12 protein-coding genes are annotated in these 18,014 nt (G+C 73.1%); 5 read left to right on the forward strand and 7 right to left on the reverse strand.

The features are described from left to right. Positions 1-30 precede the first annotated feature (30 nt). Positions 31-399: a thiol-disulfide oxidoreductase DCC family protein gene (locus BLT52_RS16225; RefSeq protein ID WP_090594986.1), complete on the reverse strand. Its 369-nt coding sequence runs from the start codon at positions 397-399 to the stop codon at positions 31-33. A 144-nt stretch (positions 400-543) separates the two neighbouring features. Between BLT52_RS16225 and BLT52_RS16230 the strand changes: the two genes are divergently transcribed. Beyond that, a complete protein-coding gene (locus BLT52_RS16230) occupies positions 544-1,914 on the forward strand; it encodes an NAD(P)/FAD-dependent oxidoreductase (protein ID WP_090594988.1) in 1,371 nt (456 codons plus the stop codon). Between the two features lie 850 nt (positions 1,915-2,764). Beyond that, a complete protein-coding gene (locus BLT52_RS16235) occupies positions 2,765-3,898 on the forward strand; it encodes a DUF2515 family protein (RefSeq protein ID WP_157677186.1) in 1,134 nt (377 codons plus the stop codon). A 122-nt stretch (positions 3,899-4,020) separates the two neighbouring features. Here BLT52_RS16235 and BLT52_RS16240 read toward each other — a convergent pair whose 3' ends face one another. The 3 genes from BLT52_RS16240 to BLT52_RS16250 form a co-directional block, all read right to left on the reverse strand. Further along, on the reverse strand, positions 4,021-5,391 hold the full coding sequence (locus BLT52_RS16240) for an RNA polymerase sigma factor (protein ID WP_090594991.1): 1,371 nt from the start codon (positions 5,389-5,391) through the stop codon (positions 4,021-4,023). Between the two features lie 153 nt (positions 5,392-5,544). Continuing rightward, positions 5,545-5,910 carry a universal stress protein gene (locus BLT52_RS16245; protein WP_090594993.1) on the reverse strand — a complete coding sequence of 122 codons (366 nt, stop codon included), beginning with the start codon at positions 5,908-5,910 and terminating at the stop codon, positions 5,545-5,547. Next, the gene (locus BLT52_RS16250) at positions 5,910-7,391 is read right to left on the reverse strand and encodes a glutamate--cysteine ligase family protein (RefSeq protein ID WP_090594994.1); all 1,482 of its coding nucleotides are present in this window, start codon (positions 7,389-7,391) and stop codon (positions 5,910-5,912) included. Before BLT52_RS16250 ends, BLT52_RS16245 begins: the two co-directional genes overlap by 1 nt. Before the next feature lie 72 nt (positions 7,392-7,463). Between BLT52_RS16250 and BLT52_RS16255 the strand changes: the two genes are divergently transcribed. The 3 genes from BLT52_RS16255 to BLT52_RS16265 all read left to right on the forward strand — a co-directional run bounded on the left by BLT52_RS16255 (position 7,464) and on the right by BLT52_RS16265 (position 11,593). Then, complete coding sequence (locus BLT52_RS16255; protein ID WP_090594995.1) at positions 7,464-8,288, forward strand: acyl-CoA thioesterase domain-containing protein; 825 nt, start codon at positions 7,464-7,466, stop codon at positions 8,286-8,288. Positions 8,289-8,351: 63 nt separating this feature from the next. Beyond that, a complete protein-coding gene (locus BLT52_RS16260; RefSeq protein WP_090594997.1) occupies positions 8,352-10,511 on the forward strand; it encodes a S9 family peptidase in 2,160 nt (719 codons plus the stop codon). Positions 10,512-10,636: 125 nt separating this feature from the next. Further along, entirely contained in the window at positions 10,637-11,593 is a 957-nt protein-coding gene (locus tag BLT52_RS16265; protein ID WP_090594998.1) for a sigma-70 family RNA polymerase sigma factor, read from the forward strand. Positions 11,594-11,947: 354 nt separating this feature from the next. Here BLT52_RS16265 and BLT52_RS16270 read toward each other — a convergent pair whose 3' ends face one another. The 3 genes from BLT52_RS16270 to hrpA form a co-directional block, all read right to left on the reverse strand. Continuing rightward, complete coding sequence (locus BLT52_RS16270) at positions 11,948-12,802, reverse strand: acyl-CoA thioesterase (protein WP_331712549.1); 855 nt, start codon at positions 12,800-12,802, stop codon at positions 11,948-11,950. Between the two features lie 98 nt (positions 12,803-12,900). Further along, a complete protein-coding gene (locus BLT52_RS16275) occupies positions 12,901-13,791 on the reverse strand; it encodes a PAC2 family protein (RefSeq protein WP_090595001.1) in 891 nt (296 codons plus the stop codon). 52 nt (positions 13,792-13,843) lie between these two features. Further along, a complete protein-coding gene (hrpA, locus tag BLT52_RS16280) occupies positions 13,844-17,752 on the reverse strand; it encodes an ATP-dependent RNA helicase HrpA (RefSeq protein ID WP_231946650.1) in 3,909 nt (1,302 codons plus the stop codon). Positions 17,753-18,014 lie beyond the last annotated feature (262 nt).

The raw sequence follows: 18,014 nt of genomic DNA on the forward strand, positions 1-18,014 counted from the left end.
GCGCGGACGGTGCGCGGTCGCGGGGACGACTCAGCGGGCGTCGATCGAGCAGGCGACCGTCCCGCCGGGGAGCCGCGAGCGGTTCGCGGCGACCCAGTGGTAGGCGCGTCGGGCCAGCGCGTCGACGGGCCTCGTCGTCATCAGCCGCCCGACCAGGCGCCAGGGCAGCGGACCGGTGCGGAGGATCGCCGCGAAGGCCCGGTGGCCGTACTCGACACGGCCGTCGGGGTGGACGTACGGCATCTCCACCATCGCTCGGTCCTCGTCGACGCCCAGCGCCGCGAGGTCGGCCGACTGCACGGTGGAGCGGTCGATGTCGACGCCCAGCCGCGGCACCAGCGCGGCGGTGCGCGTGCAGAACCCGCAGTCGGCGTCGTTGAGCATGAGTCCTCGGTCCATGCCTCGAGGCTACGCGGGCGTCCTCAGCAGACCGGGCGCGCGGACGGGTGACGGACATCTCCCGTCCCACCCGTCACATCCGACCGCGCAGCGCTGTCCTGGACAGTGAGACCCCGCACGGGATCGAGATCTGGAGGATCGTCCATGTTCCGTACCCCACACGTCCTCGTCGTCGGTGGCGGCTACGCAGGCTTCTACGCCGCGTGGCACCTCGAGAAGCGCCTCAAGCCGTCCGAGGCGTACGTGACGATCCTCGATCCCCGTCCCTACATGACCTACCAGCCGTTCCTGCCGGAGGTGGCTGCGGGTTCGATCGAGGCGCGCCACGTGGCCGTGTCGCTGCGCCGGCACCTGCGGCGGACCACCGTGCTCGCCGGACGTGCGACGTCCATCGACCACGCCAGCAGGGTCGTCCACACCCGGATGAACGACGGGCGGGAGGTGGACCTGTCCTACGACGTCGTGGTGGTCACCGCGGGAGCCGTCACCCGGACGCTGCCCGTGCCGGGCATCGCCGAGGTGGCGTTCGGGCTCAAGCACGTCGAGGAAGCCGTGGCGATCCGCGATGCGTTCCTCACCGCGCTCGACCGAGCCGCTGCCCTGCCGAAGGGGCCGGCGCGCACGAAGGCCCTGACCGTCACGTTCGTCGGGGGTGGCTTCGCCGGTGCCGAGGGGTTCGGGGAGCTGTTGAGCCTCTCGCGCGCCGCCCTGAAGAGGTACCCGGAGATCTCCGCGGACGAGGTCCGCTTCCACCTGGTGAAGGCGAGCGAGCGCATCCTGCCCGAGGTCCGCGCCACGACCGGCGCGCGGGTGGTCCGGTCGCTCGAGCGCAGGGGCGCCCGCGTCCACCTCAGGACGACCGTCACCTCGGCTGTCGGGGGCGAGGTCGTGCTGTCCTCGGGCGAGCGCTTCGAGTCCGGACTGGTCGTGTGGACGGCCGGGACCGCGGCCAACCCGGTCATCTCCAAGCACACCGACCTGCCCGTCAACCAGCGCGGCCTGGTCGTCGTGCGCCCTGACCTCCGCGTCGGCACGGTCGACCACCCGGTGCTGGACGCCTGGGCGGCGGGCGACGCCGCCGCGGTGCCGGACCTGACGCGCACCGCGTCCCCGCCCTACGTCTACACGGTGCCCAACGCGCAGCACGCCGTCCGACAGGGACGACGGCTCGCCCGCAACATCACCAGGACGCTCCGGGGGTCGGAGCCCCGGCCGTACCGCCACCGCAGTCTCGGGACCGTCGCGACGCTGGGACTGGGGACGGGGGTGTTCGAGGCCGGGCCCGTGGTCGTCACCGGACTCGGCGGCTGGCTGATCCACCGGGGGTACCAGGTCCTGGCCATCCCCACCTGGGAACGCAAGATCCGGGTCGCCTTCGTCTGGCTGACCGCGTTCTTCCTGGGACGCGACATCGTGTCGCTGACCTCGGTCCAGCAGCCTCGGCACGAGTTCGTCAGCGGCGGCCGTCCCGAGCGTCGTCCGCAGCTGGAGCAGCAGGTCAGGCACGTCGCGTGAGCGGTGGGCCACGGGGCCGACCCCGGATCCTCGACCCGGAGGTGGATGACGCGGCGGTGGCGTAGGGATGCACCGGGCCCTCCGCCGTCGACCACGGGCAGGGTGCGGACGGATCTGCGTCCGCCGTCGACGCCTCGCCGGGAGGCGGCACCGCATCCCGCTGGCGTCCGGGCACGGGCGCCAGCGGCACGGCTGAACCTGGCGACCGGCCGCACCCCTCCCGATCGCTCAGTGGCGTGCGATCGAGGAACGATCCCTGGCCCCGTCCTTCCGGAGGCCGGCCGTGCCGTGAACGGCTTGTCGGTGGCTCACCACACCAGCACGACGTCGGGTGCAACCCGGGTGCGGAGCGAGTGCTGCGCCCGGAGCACGACGAGGTCGGACCCCCTTCTGCGGCTGCTGCTCGCGCGCGTCCACCGCCCGACGGGTGGACCCTGCGAGATCCGGGCGTCACCTGAAGACATCGGTAGGTCCGGGTGCTGGACGGTTCCGCCTCCGGACATCGCCCCAGGTGCCCTCGACGACCTCCTGCTGTGAGGCTGCTCTCACCGCGGCCGCGATGCACCAGTCAGGCTCACGATCGAGGTCCCACGACGGTCAGAGGTGGTGAGGGGGTTGCCCCTCACACCATCGAGGAGGCACACATGACGACACTGGGTGGAGCACGGTGCGAACCGTGCGACAGCCGCAGCCCGGTCCGGGGAGCCCGGCGATGACCGGGACCCGCTCCGCCCGGTCGGTGACGGTGCGTCCCACGTCCCTCCCGCCCCGGTACGAGCACCCTCCAGGGTTCCTGAGCAGGGCGCGGAGGCTGGACACCACACGAGTCAGGCCCGTGCGGAGCCGTCGGGTGCTGACCGAGGAGGGCTTCGGGGGTGATCGGCTGCTTCGTGCACTCGGCTCCATCCAGCAGCAGGGCCCTCCTCTGACGATCGCCGGCTGGAAGGCCGTGGTCGAGGGGCTCCTGGTGGACGAGCGTTGTGCCGGCGACCGCAACCGGCAGATCTCGTCGTGCTACGCCTGGGCCTACATGGCTCTGCCCACGACCTTCAAGTGGGCCGGCATGGCGGCGATCGCGTCGCACCACGTCCGCGTCGCCCTCCTCCCGCTGCACCTCCAGAGCTCGTTCAGGGGCTCCGCCGCCCAGCTGCGCAGGCCCGGGAGGTGGCGGGTGCTCACGCAGGACGCGAACACGCTCCGGGCGACGAACAACGCCATCTTCGACGACCTGTTCTGGGTCCACCTCGCCTACGTCACCTCCGGCATCGGGTTGCTCCGCACCCTCCTGCGGGGCGAGCGTGGCTACGCACCGGTGCTGGCCGCGTTCGAGGCGCTCGACCGGGGCCGCTGGGTGCTGGAGGACGCGACGGCGTCGCCGGCGGCTCGAGGACGGGCACGGGATCTCGTCTGGGAGGGCAACCTCATCCTCCTCGAGCACGAGCAGCGCTTCGTCGTGCAGCCCAGGTTCGACCGCCTCTCCGGCCGGTACGCCCCGGTCGTCTCGATCGGGTCGGCGACGACCTTCGAGACGCGCGGCCCCTGCCGGGCGATCGAGCACTTCACGTCGTTCTACCTCTACACCCTCGGCCGTGCCAACCCGCGTGGGCTCGGCGGACGGCTGTGCCCGCGCATCACCAACTACGACGACCGGTGGCGGTGGCTCGTGTCGAGCGTCGTGCCCCGGTTCCGCCGCGTCGACACGGACCCGCTCGTGATCCAGACCATCCTGCGCCGGATCCTCGACGAGGACCGCCACCACCCCTCCTCCCCGTGCAGCCCCTCGATCGGGGGTGACGGGGCGCCCAGCGAGCGCGCGGCGTCCGTGCGCGCCCGAGCGCGCGACCGGAGCCCGCTCGTCGTGCACGCCAGACCGCGCACCGCTGGCCGGCGGGGGGTGGCGGAGCCGATCCAGGGACCACGGCCGGGGAGTGCCACCCCGAAGAGCTCCGTCGTGACACCGTCGCGGTGCACGGATCCACGCTGAAGGCCTCGGTCCGTGGCACCCCCGATGGCGGCTCCCCCACGCAGAGAGGGCCCCGTGCGATCCGCACGGGGCCCTCGTCGCGTCGGAGGACGCCCACCCGAGGTGGACGTCCCCCGTCCCGGTCAGTCCAGGTAGTCGCGCAGCACCTGGGAGCGCGACGGGTGACGCAGCTTGGACATGGTCTTGGACTCGATCTGGCGGATCCGCTCGCGGGTCACGCCGTAGACCTTGCCGATCTCGTCCAGCGTCTTCGGCTGGCCGTCGGTCAGGCCGAAGCGCATCGAGACCACACCGGCCTCGCGCTCGCTGAGGGTGTCCAGCACGTCGTGGAGCTGCTCCTGCAGGAGGGTGAAGGACACCGCGTCCGCGGGCACCACGGCCTCGGAGTCCTCGATCAGGTCGCCGAACTCGGAGTCGCCGTCCTCACCGAGGGGCGTGTGCAGCGAGATGGGCTCACGGCCGTACTTCTGCACCTCCACGACCTTCTCCGGGGTCATGTCGAGCTCGAGCGCCAGCTCCTCGGGGGTGGGCTCACGGCCCAGGTCCTGCAGCATCTGGCGCTGCACGCGGGCCAGCTTGTTGATGACCTCGACCATGTGCACCGGGATGCGGATGGTGCGGGCCTGGTCGGCCATGGCGCGGGTGATGGCCTGCTTGATCCACCAGGTCGCGTAGGTCGAGAACTTGTAGCCCTTGGTGTAGTCGAACTTCTCCACCGCGCGGATCAGACCGAGGTTGCCCTCCTGGATCAGGTCCAGGAAGAGCATGCCGCGACCGGTGTAGCGCTTGGCCAGCGACACCACCAGGCGCAGGTTGGCCTCGAGCAGGTGGTTCTTGGCCCGGCGGCCGTCCTCGACGATCCAGGTGAAGTCGTCCCGCTGGGCCTCCTTGACCTTGGCGGCGGGGTCGCCCAGCTGCTCGTCGGCGAAGAGACCGGCCTCGATCCGCTTGGCCAGCTCCACCTCCTGCTCGGCGTTCAGCAGCGCGACCTTGCCGATCTGCTTGAGGTAGTCCTTGACCGGGTCGGCGGTGGCCCCGGCGACCATCACCTGCTGCTCGGGCTCGTCGGCGTCGTCGGCCTCGGAGAGGGTGAACCCCTGGGTCTCCTCGACCAGCTCCTTCTCGAGGGTGGCGGCCTTCTCGGGCTTGAAGGCGGCCTCGTCGACGTCGTCGAGGGTCCGCTTCTTGCCGGCCACGGTCAGCTTGACGTGGTCGCCGTCCAGCTCGACCTCGACGTCCATGCCGGCCTGCAGCACGGCCTCGGTGGTGGTGGTCTCGGCGAGGTCCTTGGCGGCGGTCTTGCGCGGTGCGGCCTTCTTGGCCGGGGCCCGCTTGACCGGGGCCTTCTTGGCGGCGGCCCCCGTCGCGGGGGCGGTGGCCTTCTTCGCCGGGCGGGTCGCAGGGGCGGCGTCCGCCGCAGCACTCACCTGGCTGGAGCGAGCGGTCGCCGCGGCGGAGACGGAGACGGGGTTGCGCTCTTCTGAAGGCGTCACAAACAACCTCTCGGTTGGGTTCGAACAGTTGTCAGGGCATGCGAGGTCAGGGTCTTGTCAACCACGGGCCAGACGCCCATCTTGTCACGGGCTCCCCAACTTCCCAACTCCGGCACGGTCCCGGGGTCGTGGCCACCGGGTCGCGGCGGGGCCTCAACCGTCGGTGCGGGCCTTCACCGCGACCACCGGGCAGGGGGCGTCGAGCAGGATCCGCTGGGCGTTGCTGCCCAGCAGCAGCTTGCCCACCGGGGTGCGGCGGCGCAGCCCGATCACGATGAACTCCACCGTCGAGGTCTCGGCCAGCTCCAGCAGCGCGTCGGCCAGCGGCTGGAGGTCCTGGCAGGGGCGCACCTCGTGCGGGACCCCGGACTCGGCCAGCTGCGTGCGGGCGGCCTCGAGGTCGGCGTCCTCGGGCACCACGGCCACGATCGACAGGTTCCGCAGCCGGGCCTCGCTGACGGCCGTGCTGAGGGCTGCCTGCCCCTCGGGCTTGGTGGTGAATCCGACCGCGATCGCCATCAGCGTTCCTTCCAGGTGTGCACCGGCTCGCCGGTGTGCATCAGGTCGATGTACTCCCCGAGCATGCCGTGCAGGGCCCGCTCGCGCGACTCGCCGGCCGCCTCGCGGGCCCCGACGTGGGCAGTCTGCCACGTGGCCCCGTTGCGCCCGAGCAGACACCGCTGCTCGATCACCGAGAGGTAGCGGTCGACCTCGGCGCCGGAGACCCCCTGCTCGGCCAGCCCCTCGGCGGCCAGCGGGAGCAGCCGGCGCAGCACCAGCTCCCCCACCTTCACCTGTCCGGCACCGGGCCAGTAGACGACCGCGTCGATGCCGTCGGCCACGGCGTTGTCCAGGTTGTCCTGGGCGGCCAGGAAGCTCATCTCGCGCCAGACCGGGCGGGGCTCGCGGGCCAGGGCCCGCACCACGCCCGCGAAGAAGGCGGCGTTGGCGATGGTGTCCAGCACCGTGGGCCCGGCGGGCAGCACCCGGCTCTCGACGCGGATGTGGGCGGCGCCGTCGCTGACGTCGTAGATGGGCCGGTTCCAGCGGTAGATGGTGCCGTTGTGCAGGGACAGCTCCGGCAGCTCGGGCACCCCGCCGGCGTCGAGCACCGCCATCGGGTCCTCGTCGCTGCACTCGGGCAGCAGCGCGGAGAAGTAGCGCGCGTTCTCCTCGAACAGGTCGAAGACCGTCTCCACCCAGCGCTCGCCGAACCAGACCCGGGGACGCACGCCCTGGGCCTTGAGGTCCTCCCCGCGGGTGTCGGTGCTCTGGGCGAAGAGCGGGATCCGGTTCTCCGCGCCGAGCCGGTGGCCGAACAGGTAGGGCGAGTTGGCCCCCAGCGCCACCTGGATCCCGGCCACGGCCTGCGAGGCGTTCCAGACCGCACCGAAGTCCGCCGGGTCGATCTGGAGGTGCACCTGGGTGGAGGTCGCGGCGGCCTCGGGCATGATCGAGTCCGAGACCATCTGCAGCCGCTCCCGGCCGCCGTCGATGTCGATCACCAGGTCCTCCCCGCGGGCGCCCAGGATCTGGGCGTCCAGCAGCGAGTAGCGCGGGTTCTCCGAGATCTGGTCCGCGCGCACGTGCTCGGGCATCAGGGTGGGGAGGATGCCGACCATCACCAGCCGGGAGCCGATCGAGGAGGCCCGCTCGTCGGCGGCGGTCAGCAGATCGCGGGTGTGGACCTCGAAGGCCGTCAGCCCGCCCTTGCGCAGCGACTGCGGCGGCAGGTTGATCTCGACGTTGAAGCGACCCAGCTCGGTCTGGAAGGAGGCGTCGTCGTCGATGGCGGCCAGCACCTCGGTGTTGCGCATGTCCGGCTGCAGGTCGGCGTCGACCAGGTTGAACTCGACCTCCAGACCGGCCTGGGTGTCGGCGTCGACGACCAGCCCCTCGGCGAGCATCCGCCGCAGCGCCTCCAGGTCGGTCTGCACCTTGTCCCGGTAGCGCCGTCGGTCCTCGCGCGTGTAGCTGCGCGCCTCCACATCCGCACCCATGCCCTCATCCTTGCCCACTGGCGACCCCGGCCACACCGGACCCGCCGGGCCGGCTGCCCTACAGTCGCTGCGGTGAGCTCCCTGCCCGACCCGGCCGGCCTGGAGGCCGACGCCCCGGCCTACTACCGCCGGAGCGGGCCGGACCGCTTCGTGCCGACCCTGCACGCCCAGGGCGCCTGGCAGCCCGGGGAGCAGCACCTGGCCGCGGTGAGCGGACTGGTCGCCGCCGAGGTGGCCCGCCACCGACCCCGGCCCGAGCTGCAGCCCACCCGGTTGGGCTACGAGGTCTACGGCGTCATCCCGGCCGCGGAGACCACCGTGACCGTGCGCACCCTGCGCCCGGGACGCACCATCGAGCTGGTCGAGGCCGTGGTCGAGGTCGGCGGCCGGGTGGTGGTGCGGGCGGCGGTCTGGCGGGTGCTAGTGACCGACACCAGCGAGGTGGCCGGCGGCGCCCCCGAGCCCCTCCCGCCGCCGTCCTCGCTGCCCCTCGTTGACGCCACCCGGCAGTGGCCCGGCGGGTTCATCGCCAGCCTGGAGATCCGCGGGGCCGAGGACGCCGTCCCCGGTCGCAGCCGGGTCTGGTTGCGCGCCCGGCCGGACCTGGTGGCCGACGAGGAGGTGGACGACACCACGGCGCTGATGGGCCTGGTGGACACCGCCAACGGGGTCGCGGTGCGTGCCGACCCCCGCCGCTGGATGTTCCCCAACACCGACCTCGCCGTGCACCTGCACCGCCGCCCGACAGGTCGCTGGCTGGGGCTCGACACCACCCAGGTCATCGGCCCCGCCGGCGCCGGCACCACCGGTTCGACGCTGCACGACGTCGACGGCGGGTTCGGCTCCGCCGCCCAGGCCCTCACCGTGCGCCGGCTGCCACCACCTCCCGACGGCTGAGACCGGACGGGAGCCCGCGAACGGCGCGGTGGCGGCACCCCGCAGCGGCCTAGGGTGGTCCCCATGCCCGACGTCCCCACCCAGCCCCCCGTCGCCCCCGTCCGTCCGCACGTCCGCGAGCACCACGGCCGCGTCCTCGTCGACGACTACGAGTGGCTGCGGGACAAGGAGGACCCCGAGGTGATCGCCCACCTCGAGGCCGAGAACGCCTGGACCGAGCAGCAGACGTCGCACCTGGCCGGGCTGCGCGAGGAGATCTTCGACGACATCCGGGCGCGCACCCGGGAGACCGACCTCACCGTGCCGACCCTGGTGCGCCACACCACCGGCGAGGGCGTCTCGGCCTGGTGGTACTACGCCCGGACCGTGGAGGGCCAGGAGTACCCGATCCAGTGCCGCCTGGCCGCCGGTGCCGACGCCACCCCGCCCGACCTGTCCACCGCCGGCCCCGACGGCCTGCCCGGGGAGCAGGTGCTGCTGGACGGCAACGCCGAGGCCGGTGGGGAGAAGTTCTTCAGCCTGGGCACCTTCGCGGTCTCCCCCGACGGGCGCCGGCTCGCGTTCGGCACCGACGTCCTCGGCGACGAGCGCTACACCCTGCGCTTCGTCGACCTCGAGACCGGTGAGCGGTTGGCCGACGAGGTGCCCGACACCGCCGCCGGGGCGGTCTGGGGCGGTGACCAGCACCTCTTCTACACCCGCGCCGACGAGGCCTGGCGTCCCTTCCAGGTGCTGCGCCACCGCCTCGGCACCGCGGCCGCCGACGACCCGGTGGTCCTCACCGAGGACGACGAGCGGTTCTGGGTGGGGGTGGACTCCAGCCGCGACGACCGCTGGGTGCTGATCGGCATCGGCAGCAAGCTGACCTCGGAGTACCACCTGCTCTCCTGCGACGACCCCGAGGGCGAGCCCCGTCTGGTCACGCCGCGCCGGGAGGGCGTGGAGTACCACGTGGAGGTGGCCGGGGACCGGCTGCTGGTGGTGCACAACGACGGGGCGCTGGACTTCGCGCTGGCCGAGGCCCCGCTGACCGCCTCCCGCCGCGAGGACTGGCGCGAGGTGCTGCCGCACCGCGAGGGCGTCCGGCTGCTCGACGTCGACGCCTACGCCGGGCACGTCCTGGTCTCGCTGCGCCGCGACGGGCTGACCGGGCTGCACCTGATGCCCCGCGACGCCGCCGGGGAGCTGCTGCCCGGCTCGGACCTGACCTTCGACGAGCCGCTCTACACCGTCTCCAACCTGGGCGACCCCAACGTCGACGCGGAGGTGTTCCGCTTCGCCTTCACCTCCCTGGTCACCCCGATGTCGATCATGGAGGCCGACGTCAGCACCGGGGAGCGCCGGCTGCTCAAGCGGGCGCCCGTGCTGGACCACCCGGTGCACGGGCCCTACCGCAGCGAGGACTACGTCCAGGAGCGGATCTGGGCCACCGCGCCGGACGGCGTCCGGGTGCCGATCTCGCTGGTGCACCACAAGGACGTCCGTCCCGACGGCTCCGCCCCGGCCCTGCTGTACGGCTACGGCTCCTACGAGATCCCGATGGACCCCGGCTTCTCCATCGCCCGGCTCTCGCTGCTGGACCGCGGTTTCGTGCACGCCGTGGCCCACGTCCGCGGCGGTGGCGAGCTCGGCCGCAGCTGGTACGAGCAGGGCAAGGAGCTGGCGAAGAGGAACACCTTCACCGACTTCGTGGCCTGCGCGGAGCACCTGGTCGCCGAGGGGTGGACCAGCCACGACCGGCTGGCCGCGGAGGGCGGCAGCGCCGGCGGTCTGCTGATGGGCGCGGTGGCCAACCTCGCCCCGCACGCCTTCCGGGCCGTGCACGCCGCGGTGCCCTTCGTGGACAACCTGACCACGATCCTGGACCCCGACCTCCCGCTCACGGTGATCGAGTGGGAGGAGTGGGGCGACCCGCTGCACGACGCCGAGGTCTACGACTACATGGCCTCCTACGCCCCCTACGAGAACGTGGCCGAGGTCGAGTACCCGGCGATCCTGGCCACCACCAGCCTCAACGACACCCGCGTCTACTACGTGGAGCCGGCCAAGTGGGTCGCCCAGCTGCGCCGGCGGGTGCGCAACGGCCCGGACCGTCCGGTGCTGCTCAAGACCGAGATGGTCGCGGGCCACGGCGGGGTGTCGGGCCGCTACGAGGGCTGGCGGGAGACCGCCTTCGAGCTGGCCTGGTTGATCGACCAGGTCTCGGGTACGACCCAGGTCTGACCCCGGGCGCCGGCAGGTGGCACCGCGGACCCCTACCGGCGCTCAGGGACTCTTCAGGGGCCCTCCGGAAACACTGGGAGCTCCTCGTGCGTTGTACCGGTGTCACCAACGAAAGGGCACCACTCGTGACCAGCAACGCACAGGGACGCATCCGGGCCACCGAGGGGATCGACGGCAAGGACGCGGTCGGTCTGTACCTCGACGGCATCGCCAAGACCCCGCTGCTCACCGCGGCGGAGGAGGTCGAGCTCGCGCGCACGATCGAGGTCGGTCTGTACGCCGAGCAGCTGCTGGCCGGGACCGTCAAGGTCAAGGACCGCCCCCGGGGCTACCGCAAGGCGACCCGCGAGGAGCTGGAGTGGCTGGCGTCGGAGGGGCAGGCTGCCCAGCAGCGCTTCATCACCGCCAACCTGCGGCTGGTGGTCTCCGTGGCCCGCAAGTACGGCCGCGCGCAGATGCCGCTGCTCGACCTGGTGCAGGAGGGCAACACCGGCCTGATCCGCGCGGTGGAGAAGTTCGACTACACCAAGGGCTTCAAGTTCTCCACCTACGCCACCTGGTGGGTGCGGCAGTCCATCAGCCGCGGCGTGGCCCAGCAGGGCCGCATCGTCCGGCTGCCGGTGCACGTGGCCGAGCAGGTCAACCAGGTCGGCGCCGTCCGGCGGACGCTCGAGCGGCGACTGGGCCGTGAGCCCGACATCGAGGAGATCGCCGACGAGATGGGTGTCGAGCCGGACAAGGTGCTCGACCTGATGCGCTACGGACGCGAGCACGTCTCGCTGGACGCCCCGGTCGAGGAGGGGGGCGACACCGCCCTCGGCGACCTGATCGCCCGCGAGCCGATGCCGGGTCCGGACGAGGTCGTCCTCGACGCCGAGGAGTCCAAGCGGCTGGAGGGCATGCTCTCCCACCTCGACGACCGCTCCGCCGACGTCGTCCGCCGCCGCTACGGCCTGCTCGACGGTCGCCAGGCCAAGCTGGCCGACATCGGCGCGGTCTGGGGCATCACCGCCGAGCGGGTCCGCCAGATCGAACGGAGCGCGATCGCGGTGCTCCGCCAGCACAGCAGCCTGGCCGCCTGAGCCAGCGGCACCCCAGGGCCCGTCCGGATCGCTCCGGGCGGGCCCTGCTGCGTCCCGCCCCTGGACGGCTGTGTGTCATCGGGATCACGGTCGGCGTGGCGCGGCGTGTCGCGGTGCACGGAGCCGACGACGTACACGCGATCAGGGCCGACCAGGTGGCCTCCCGAGGCCGGGCCCGTCCGACCTGCCGCCATCTGGTCCGCGCCGACGTCCGCGCTCGCGGCCGTCGCAGCCGCCTCGGCCGGCCCCGCCGCACACGGCGCTCCCTGGGGACGTGTACGTCGTCGGCGCGGTGACCCACGACACGCCGCGCCACACCGGCAGACACCTCGACGAGATACAGCCGGGCAGGGGTCAGGCGGGGTCGATGACGCGGATCAGGCCCTCCTGGGCCACCGTGGCGACCAGCTGGCCGTCCTGGTAGAGCCGGCCGGTGGACAGCCCCAGCGAGGAGCGCGCCGAGGGCGAGACCTGGTCGTAGAGCAGCCACTGGTCGGCGCGGAAGGGCCGGTGGAACCACATCGAGTGGTCGATCGAGGCCGCCTGCAGCCCCGGCCCGCCGAAGACCACCGGGTGCGGGACCACGCTGACCGCCAGCAGGGTGAGGTCGGAGGCGTAGGCCAGGGCGGCCTGGTGCAGCGTCGGGGAGTCGGGCAGCTCGCCGGCCACCTTGATCCAGACCCGTGCCCGGGCCGGGTGGTCGGTGCCGTCCAGGACGCCGCCGCGGCGCGAGTCACCGGCGTAGCGGACGTCCAGGGCCCCCCACTCGGCCTCCCAGACCGCGGCGCGGCGCCCGCTCTGGGCAGCCATCGCCTCGCTCAGCCGGGGGCAGTCCTCCGGGGCGGGGACGTCGGCGGGGAACGGGTCCTGGTGCTCCAGCCCCGCCTCGGCGACGTGGAAGGAGGCCGACACCGTGAAGATCACCGAGCCGCCCTGCCGGGCCAGCACCCGCCGGGTGGCGAAGCTGCGGCCGTCGCGGAGCAGCTCGACGTCGTAGATGATCGGGGAGTCGGTGCGCCCGGGCCGCAGGAAGTAGGCGTGCAGCGAGTGCACCGTCTGCTCCCCCTGCAGCGTCTGCTGGGCCGCGGTGAGGGCCTGGGCCAGCACCTGGCCGCCGAAGGCCCGCTGCAACGAGGTGGCCGGCTGGCTCCCCCGGTACAGCGTGCGCTCGATCTCCTCCAGCTCCAGCAGGGCCGTCAGCTCCTGCACCGAGGCCGGCACTCAGCAGCCCCCCACGACGGTGCTGCCCACGCGTCGTCCGTCAGGGCGGAGCCGGGCCACCCGTGCTCCCCCGAGGCGGCGCCGGGTCACTCGTCGTCCTTGGCCTGGTCGGCCAGGAAGCGCTCGAACTCCGCGCCGAGCTCCTCCGCGCTGGGCAGGTACTCCTCGGGAGCGGCCTGCATCGCGTCGTACTGCGCCTCGAGGGAGGAGACGACCTCCAGCACCTCCGGCGAGCCGTTCATCTCGGCGTTGATCTCGGCCAGGTTGGCCTCCACCCGCTCCTGCAGGTCGGTGGTCGGCAGGGCCAGGCCGGTCTCGGCGTTGATCCGCTCGATCACGGTCACCACGGACTGGTGGAAGGTGGCCTGGGCGAGGTAGTGCGGCACCAGGGCGGCGAAACCCATGGCCAGCTGGTCGTGGCTGCCCAGGGCCAGCTCCCAGTAGGCGCTGAAGCTGGCCGGCACGTCCACCCGGTCCACCATCCGCGGGTTGTCGGTCACCCGCGAGGGGTCGGTGGAGTGCGCGGTGATCAGCGTCGGGCGGGTGTGCGGGACCGCCATCGGGGCACCGTAGGCGGTGACCACCATGGAGACGTCCAGACCGGTGACCAGGTGGTTCAGCGCGGCCACCGTGCGGTCCCACTGGACGTCGGGCTCGGGGCCGGTGAGCAGCAGGTACTCCTGCCCGCGGGTGTCGGTGCCCACGCTGATCTCGAGGGCGAAGTGGCTGACCGACTTCCAGGTGTTGGTGTCGAAGGTGATCACCGGCCGCCGGGAGCGGTAGTCGTGCAGGACGTCGTGGTCGAAGCGGACCAGCGTCTCGTGCTCGCTGTGGGCCTGCAGGTGCCTGGCCAGCGCCCGCCCCGTCTGACCGGCGTCGACGTAGCCCTCCAGCAGGTGGATCAGCACCGGCTGCTTGCCCGCCATCCGCTCCCACAGCTCGGGGTCCAACTCGTACAGCAGACGTGGATCGATCACCGCCCCAGCCTAGCCGTCCGGCGCCTCGCGGAGCCGACGCCAGGACACGCTCTCAGCGAACCGGGGACGAGGAGCCGGCGGCCTGCACCGCCTTGAGGACCCGCTTGCGCGAGACCGTCCCGCGGGTGCCGAGGGACTGGGCGAACAGGCTGACCCGCAGCTCCTCCAGCTGCCAGCCGATCTCCTCCACGTCCGGGGGCAGCGGCCCCGGCGGCTGGCGGGCCACCAGCTCGGCGTAGGCGTCCTCCACCGCGGCGACCTCCTCGTGCAGACGCTGGTCGCGGGCGGGGTCCAGCGGGGCGGCGCGGAGCCGCTGCTCGGCGGCGGCCAGGTAGCGCGGCAGCTGCAGCAGGTGGTCGTGGGCGGTGACGGAGAGGAACCCGGCGAAGACCAGGTTGGCCACCTGCTCGCGGACGTCGTCGCGGGCCCAGGACGGCACGGCCGCGCCCTCCAGCAACCGGAGCACCTGCTGGTGGGTGGCCAGCACCCGCGCGGTGGTGGCGACGACGTCGCGCATCCGCTCGGCGGCGTCGGGGCGGACCCGCTGGCAGAGCCGCTCGAAGGAGGCCTGGTCCCGGGTCAGCGCGGCCTCGGGGCCGGCCTCGGCGACCAGGCTGCCGACGGCGGCGGTGCGGGCGTCGGCCAGCAGCGCCGGGACGCCGGGGTACGGGCTGTGGCCGAGGGCGAGCTTGTCGGTGTTGGACAGGTGGGAGACCACCCAGCGGGTGGGGTCGGGGGTGCTCAGGACCACCAGTCGGCGCAGCCCGAGGACGTGCAGGCGGCGCTGGCGCCCGGGCGTGTCGGCCACCACCAGGCCGACGGTGAACCGGTCGCCGTCGCGCTCCTCCGCCAGCGCCGGGTAGCCGACGACCTTGTGCCCGCCGCGCTCGGTCTGCAGCTCCGCGGCGACGGTGCCGAACGTCCAGCTGGTCTGCCCGCTGCGCACCACCTCGGCCGAGACGGTGCTGAGGGTGCGGCTGATGGTGTCGGCGAGGTCCTGGCGGAGGCCGGCGAAGTCGCGGCCCTGCCGGCGTCCCTCCGGGGTGGGGACCTCGAAGCGCACCCGCAGGTGGTCCGGGACGGGCTTGGCCTGCCAGGTGTCCTCCGGGACGATCTCGCCGGTCAGGGCCCGCAGCGCGCGCCCGAGGGCGGTGGTGAAGGGGACGTCGTGCCCGACCCCCTGCTCCTGCAGCCAGGCGAGCGCGCGGGTGGCGTGGTCGGGAGCGGGCACGAAACGCGTCCGCACCTGCTTGGGCAGACCGCGGATCAGCTCGGTGGCCAGCTCGCGGCGCAGACCGGGCACCTGCCAGCTGAAGGGCGCCTCGTCGAGCTGGTTGAGCACCTCCACCGGCACCGTGACGGTGACGCCGTCCTGACCGGAGCCGGGGTCGAAGACGTAGTCCACCGCCAGCTCGTGCCCGGCCACCACCCAGGTGTCGGGGAAGTCCTCCCCCGACGCGCTGGTGGCGTCGGTGACCAGGTCGTCCAGGGTGAGGTCGAGCAGCTCCGGCTGCTCGCGGCGGGCCTCGCGCCACCAGCGGTCGAAGTGCGCGCCGGAGACGACGTCGGCGGGCACCCGGGCGTCGTAGAAGGCGGCGATGGTCTCGTCGTCGACCACGATGTCGCGCCGGCGTGCGCGCTCCTCCAGCTGCTCGGCCTCCTCCCGGACGGTGGCGTTGCGGGCGAAGAAGTGGTGCCGGGTGTGCCAGCGGCCCTCCACCAGGGCCGCCTGGATGAACATCCGCCGCGACTCCTCGGGGTCGATCGAGGCGTAGGAGACCTGGCGCCGGGCCACCACCGGAACGCCGAGCAGGGTGACGCGCTCGTAGGCCATCACCGAGGCCGAGCGCTCGGACCAGTGCGGCTCGGAGTACTGGCGCTTGAGCAGGTGGGCACCCACCTCCTCGACCTGGGCCGAGGTGATGGTGGCCACCGTCCGGGCCCAGAGCCGGCTGGTCTCCACCAGCTCCGCGGCCATCACCAGCTCGGGTGGGCGGCGGCTGAGCGCCGAACCGGGGGCGATGGCGAACTTCACCCCGCGGGCGCCCAGGTACTCCTTCATCGGCGCCCGGCCGCGGCCCCCGGCACGCCGGGCCCGGGTGTCCTCCTCGCGCACGTCGAGCAGCCCGATCTGGGAGAGCAGCCCGGTGAGCAGGGCCCCGTGCACGGCGTCGGGGCCGGCGTCGACGGAGTTGGCGGTCATGTCCAGCTCGCCGCAGATCTCCTTGAGCTGGGCGTGCAGGTCCTGCCACTCCCGGATCCGCAGGAAGTTGAGGTGCTCCTCGCGGCACATCCGGCGGAAGGCGTTGCCGGAGAGCTCCCGCCGGCGCCGTCGCAGGTACTGCCACAGGTGCAGCCAGGCCAGGAAGTCCGAGCTGCCCGGCTCCTCCGGCGGGGGCGGCGGCTCCTCCCCCTCCGCGGTCTCCTCCGGCACCGGCAGCCAGAAGCGCCGGTGCATCGCGTCGGCACGCTCCCGCTCCTCGGCCGGGCGCTCGCGGGGGTCCTGGATGGACAGCCCCGCCACCACGACCAGCACCTCGCGCAGGCAGCCACGGTCCTCCGCGGCCAGCAGCATCCGGCCCAGCCGGGGGTCCACCGGCAGCCGGGCCAGGCGCTGACCCACCCGGGTCAGCCGGACCGCGCTCCCCCGGGCGGTGGTGGTGTCGAGGGCACCGAGCTCGGTCAGCAGCCGCACACCGTCGGCGACCTGCGCCGAGGCGGGCGCCTCGACGAAGGGGAAGTCGGCGATGTCGCCCAGCCGGGCGCTGGCCATCTGCAGGATGACCGAGGCCAGGTTGGTGCGCAGGATCTCCGGCTCGGTGTACTCCGGCCGGGAGAGGTAGTCCTTCTCGCTGTACAGCCGGATGCAGATACCGGGGGCGACGCGCCCGCAGCGGCCGGCGCGCTGGTTCGCCGAGGCCTGCGAGACCGGCTCAATGGGCAGCCGCTGGACCTTGCTGCGGGCCGACCAGCGCGAGATCCGCGCGGTGCCGGTGTCGACCACGTAGCGGATCCCCGGCACGGTCAGCGAGGTCTCGGCGACGTTGGTGGAGAGCACCACCCGCCGTCCGGTGTGGGCGGAGAAGACCCGGTGCTGCTCGGCGGCGGACAGCCGGGCGTAGAGCGGCAGGATCTCGGTGTGCGGCAGCCGCAGCGCCTCCAGCGCGTCGGCGGCGTCGCGGATCTCCCGCTCCCCGGAGAGGAAGACCAGCACGTCGCCGCCGGTCAGGTCGCTCTCGGCGTGCAGCTCGCGGACCGCGTCGACGATGCCGTCGACCTGGTCGCGCTCCCCCGCCGACGAGGCGGGCGCGGCGTCGGGGTCGTCCTCGTCCTCGTCGGGGTCGCGGTCCTCCAGCCGGAGCGGGCGGTAGCGCACCTCCACCGGGAAGGTCCGCCCGGAGACCTCGATGATCGGGGCGGGACGGCCCTCGGCGTCGGCGAAGTGCTCGGCGAAGCGGGCGGTGTCGATGGTGGCGGAGGTGACCACCACCTTGAGCTCGGGCCGCTGGGGCAGCAGCTGGCGCAGGAACCCGAGCAGGAAGTCGATGTTCAGGCTGCGCTCGTGGGCCTCGTCGATGATGATCGTGTCGTAGCGGCGCAGCATCGGGTCGTGGCCGATCTCGGCCAGCAGGATGCCGTCGGTCATCACCTTGAGCCGGGTGGCGGAGGAGGAGCGGCGGGTGAAACGGACCTGGTAGCCGACCACCTGACCGAGCTCGGTGCCCAGCTCCTCGGCCACCCGCTCGGCGACGCTGCGGGCCGCGATCCGGCGGGGCTGGGTGTGCCCGATGGCGCGACGTCCCATGGCCAGGCAGAGCTTGGGCAGCTGGGTGGTCTTTCCGGAGCCGGTCTCCCCCGCCACCACGACCACCTGGGAGTCCCGCAGGGCGGCGGTGATGTCGTCGGCGCGGGAGGTGATCGGCAGGGCCGGGTCCAGGGTGAGCGAGACGGTGTCCGGCAGCGGTTCCGGCTCGGGCGGACGGCGGGGACCCCGGTCCGGGCGGCGAGCGGCGTCCTTCCCCGCGCGGCGCCGCCGGGAGGTTCGCTGGTCGCCGGAGGGGTCGGCGGCGTCCGTCGACGTCGTGGGCGGCTGGTCGGCGGCGGCGTCGCGGGGCTGCTCCTCCGCGCCGGGACGCGGGTCGGCGGACGCGTCGGTGAGCGGCTCCCGTGAGCCGGGTCGTCGCTCGGCGGGTGCGCCGGCGACCTGCGGCTGGGTGCCGGCC

Source organism: Auraticoccus monumenti (assembly GCF_900101785.1).
In the GTDB taxonomy this organism is placed as follows: domain Bacteria; phylum Actinomycetota; class Actinomycetes; order Propionibacteriales; family Propionibacteriaceae; genus Auraticoccus; species Auraticoccus monumenti.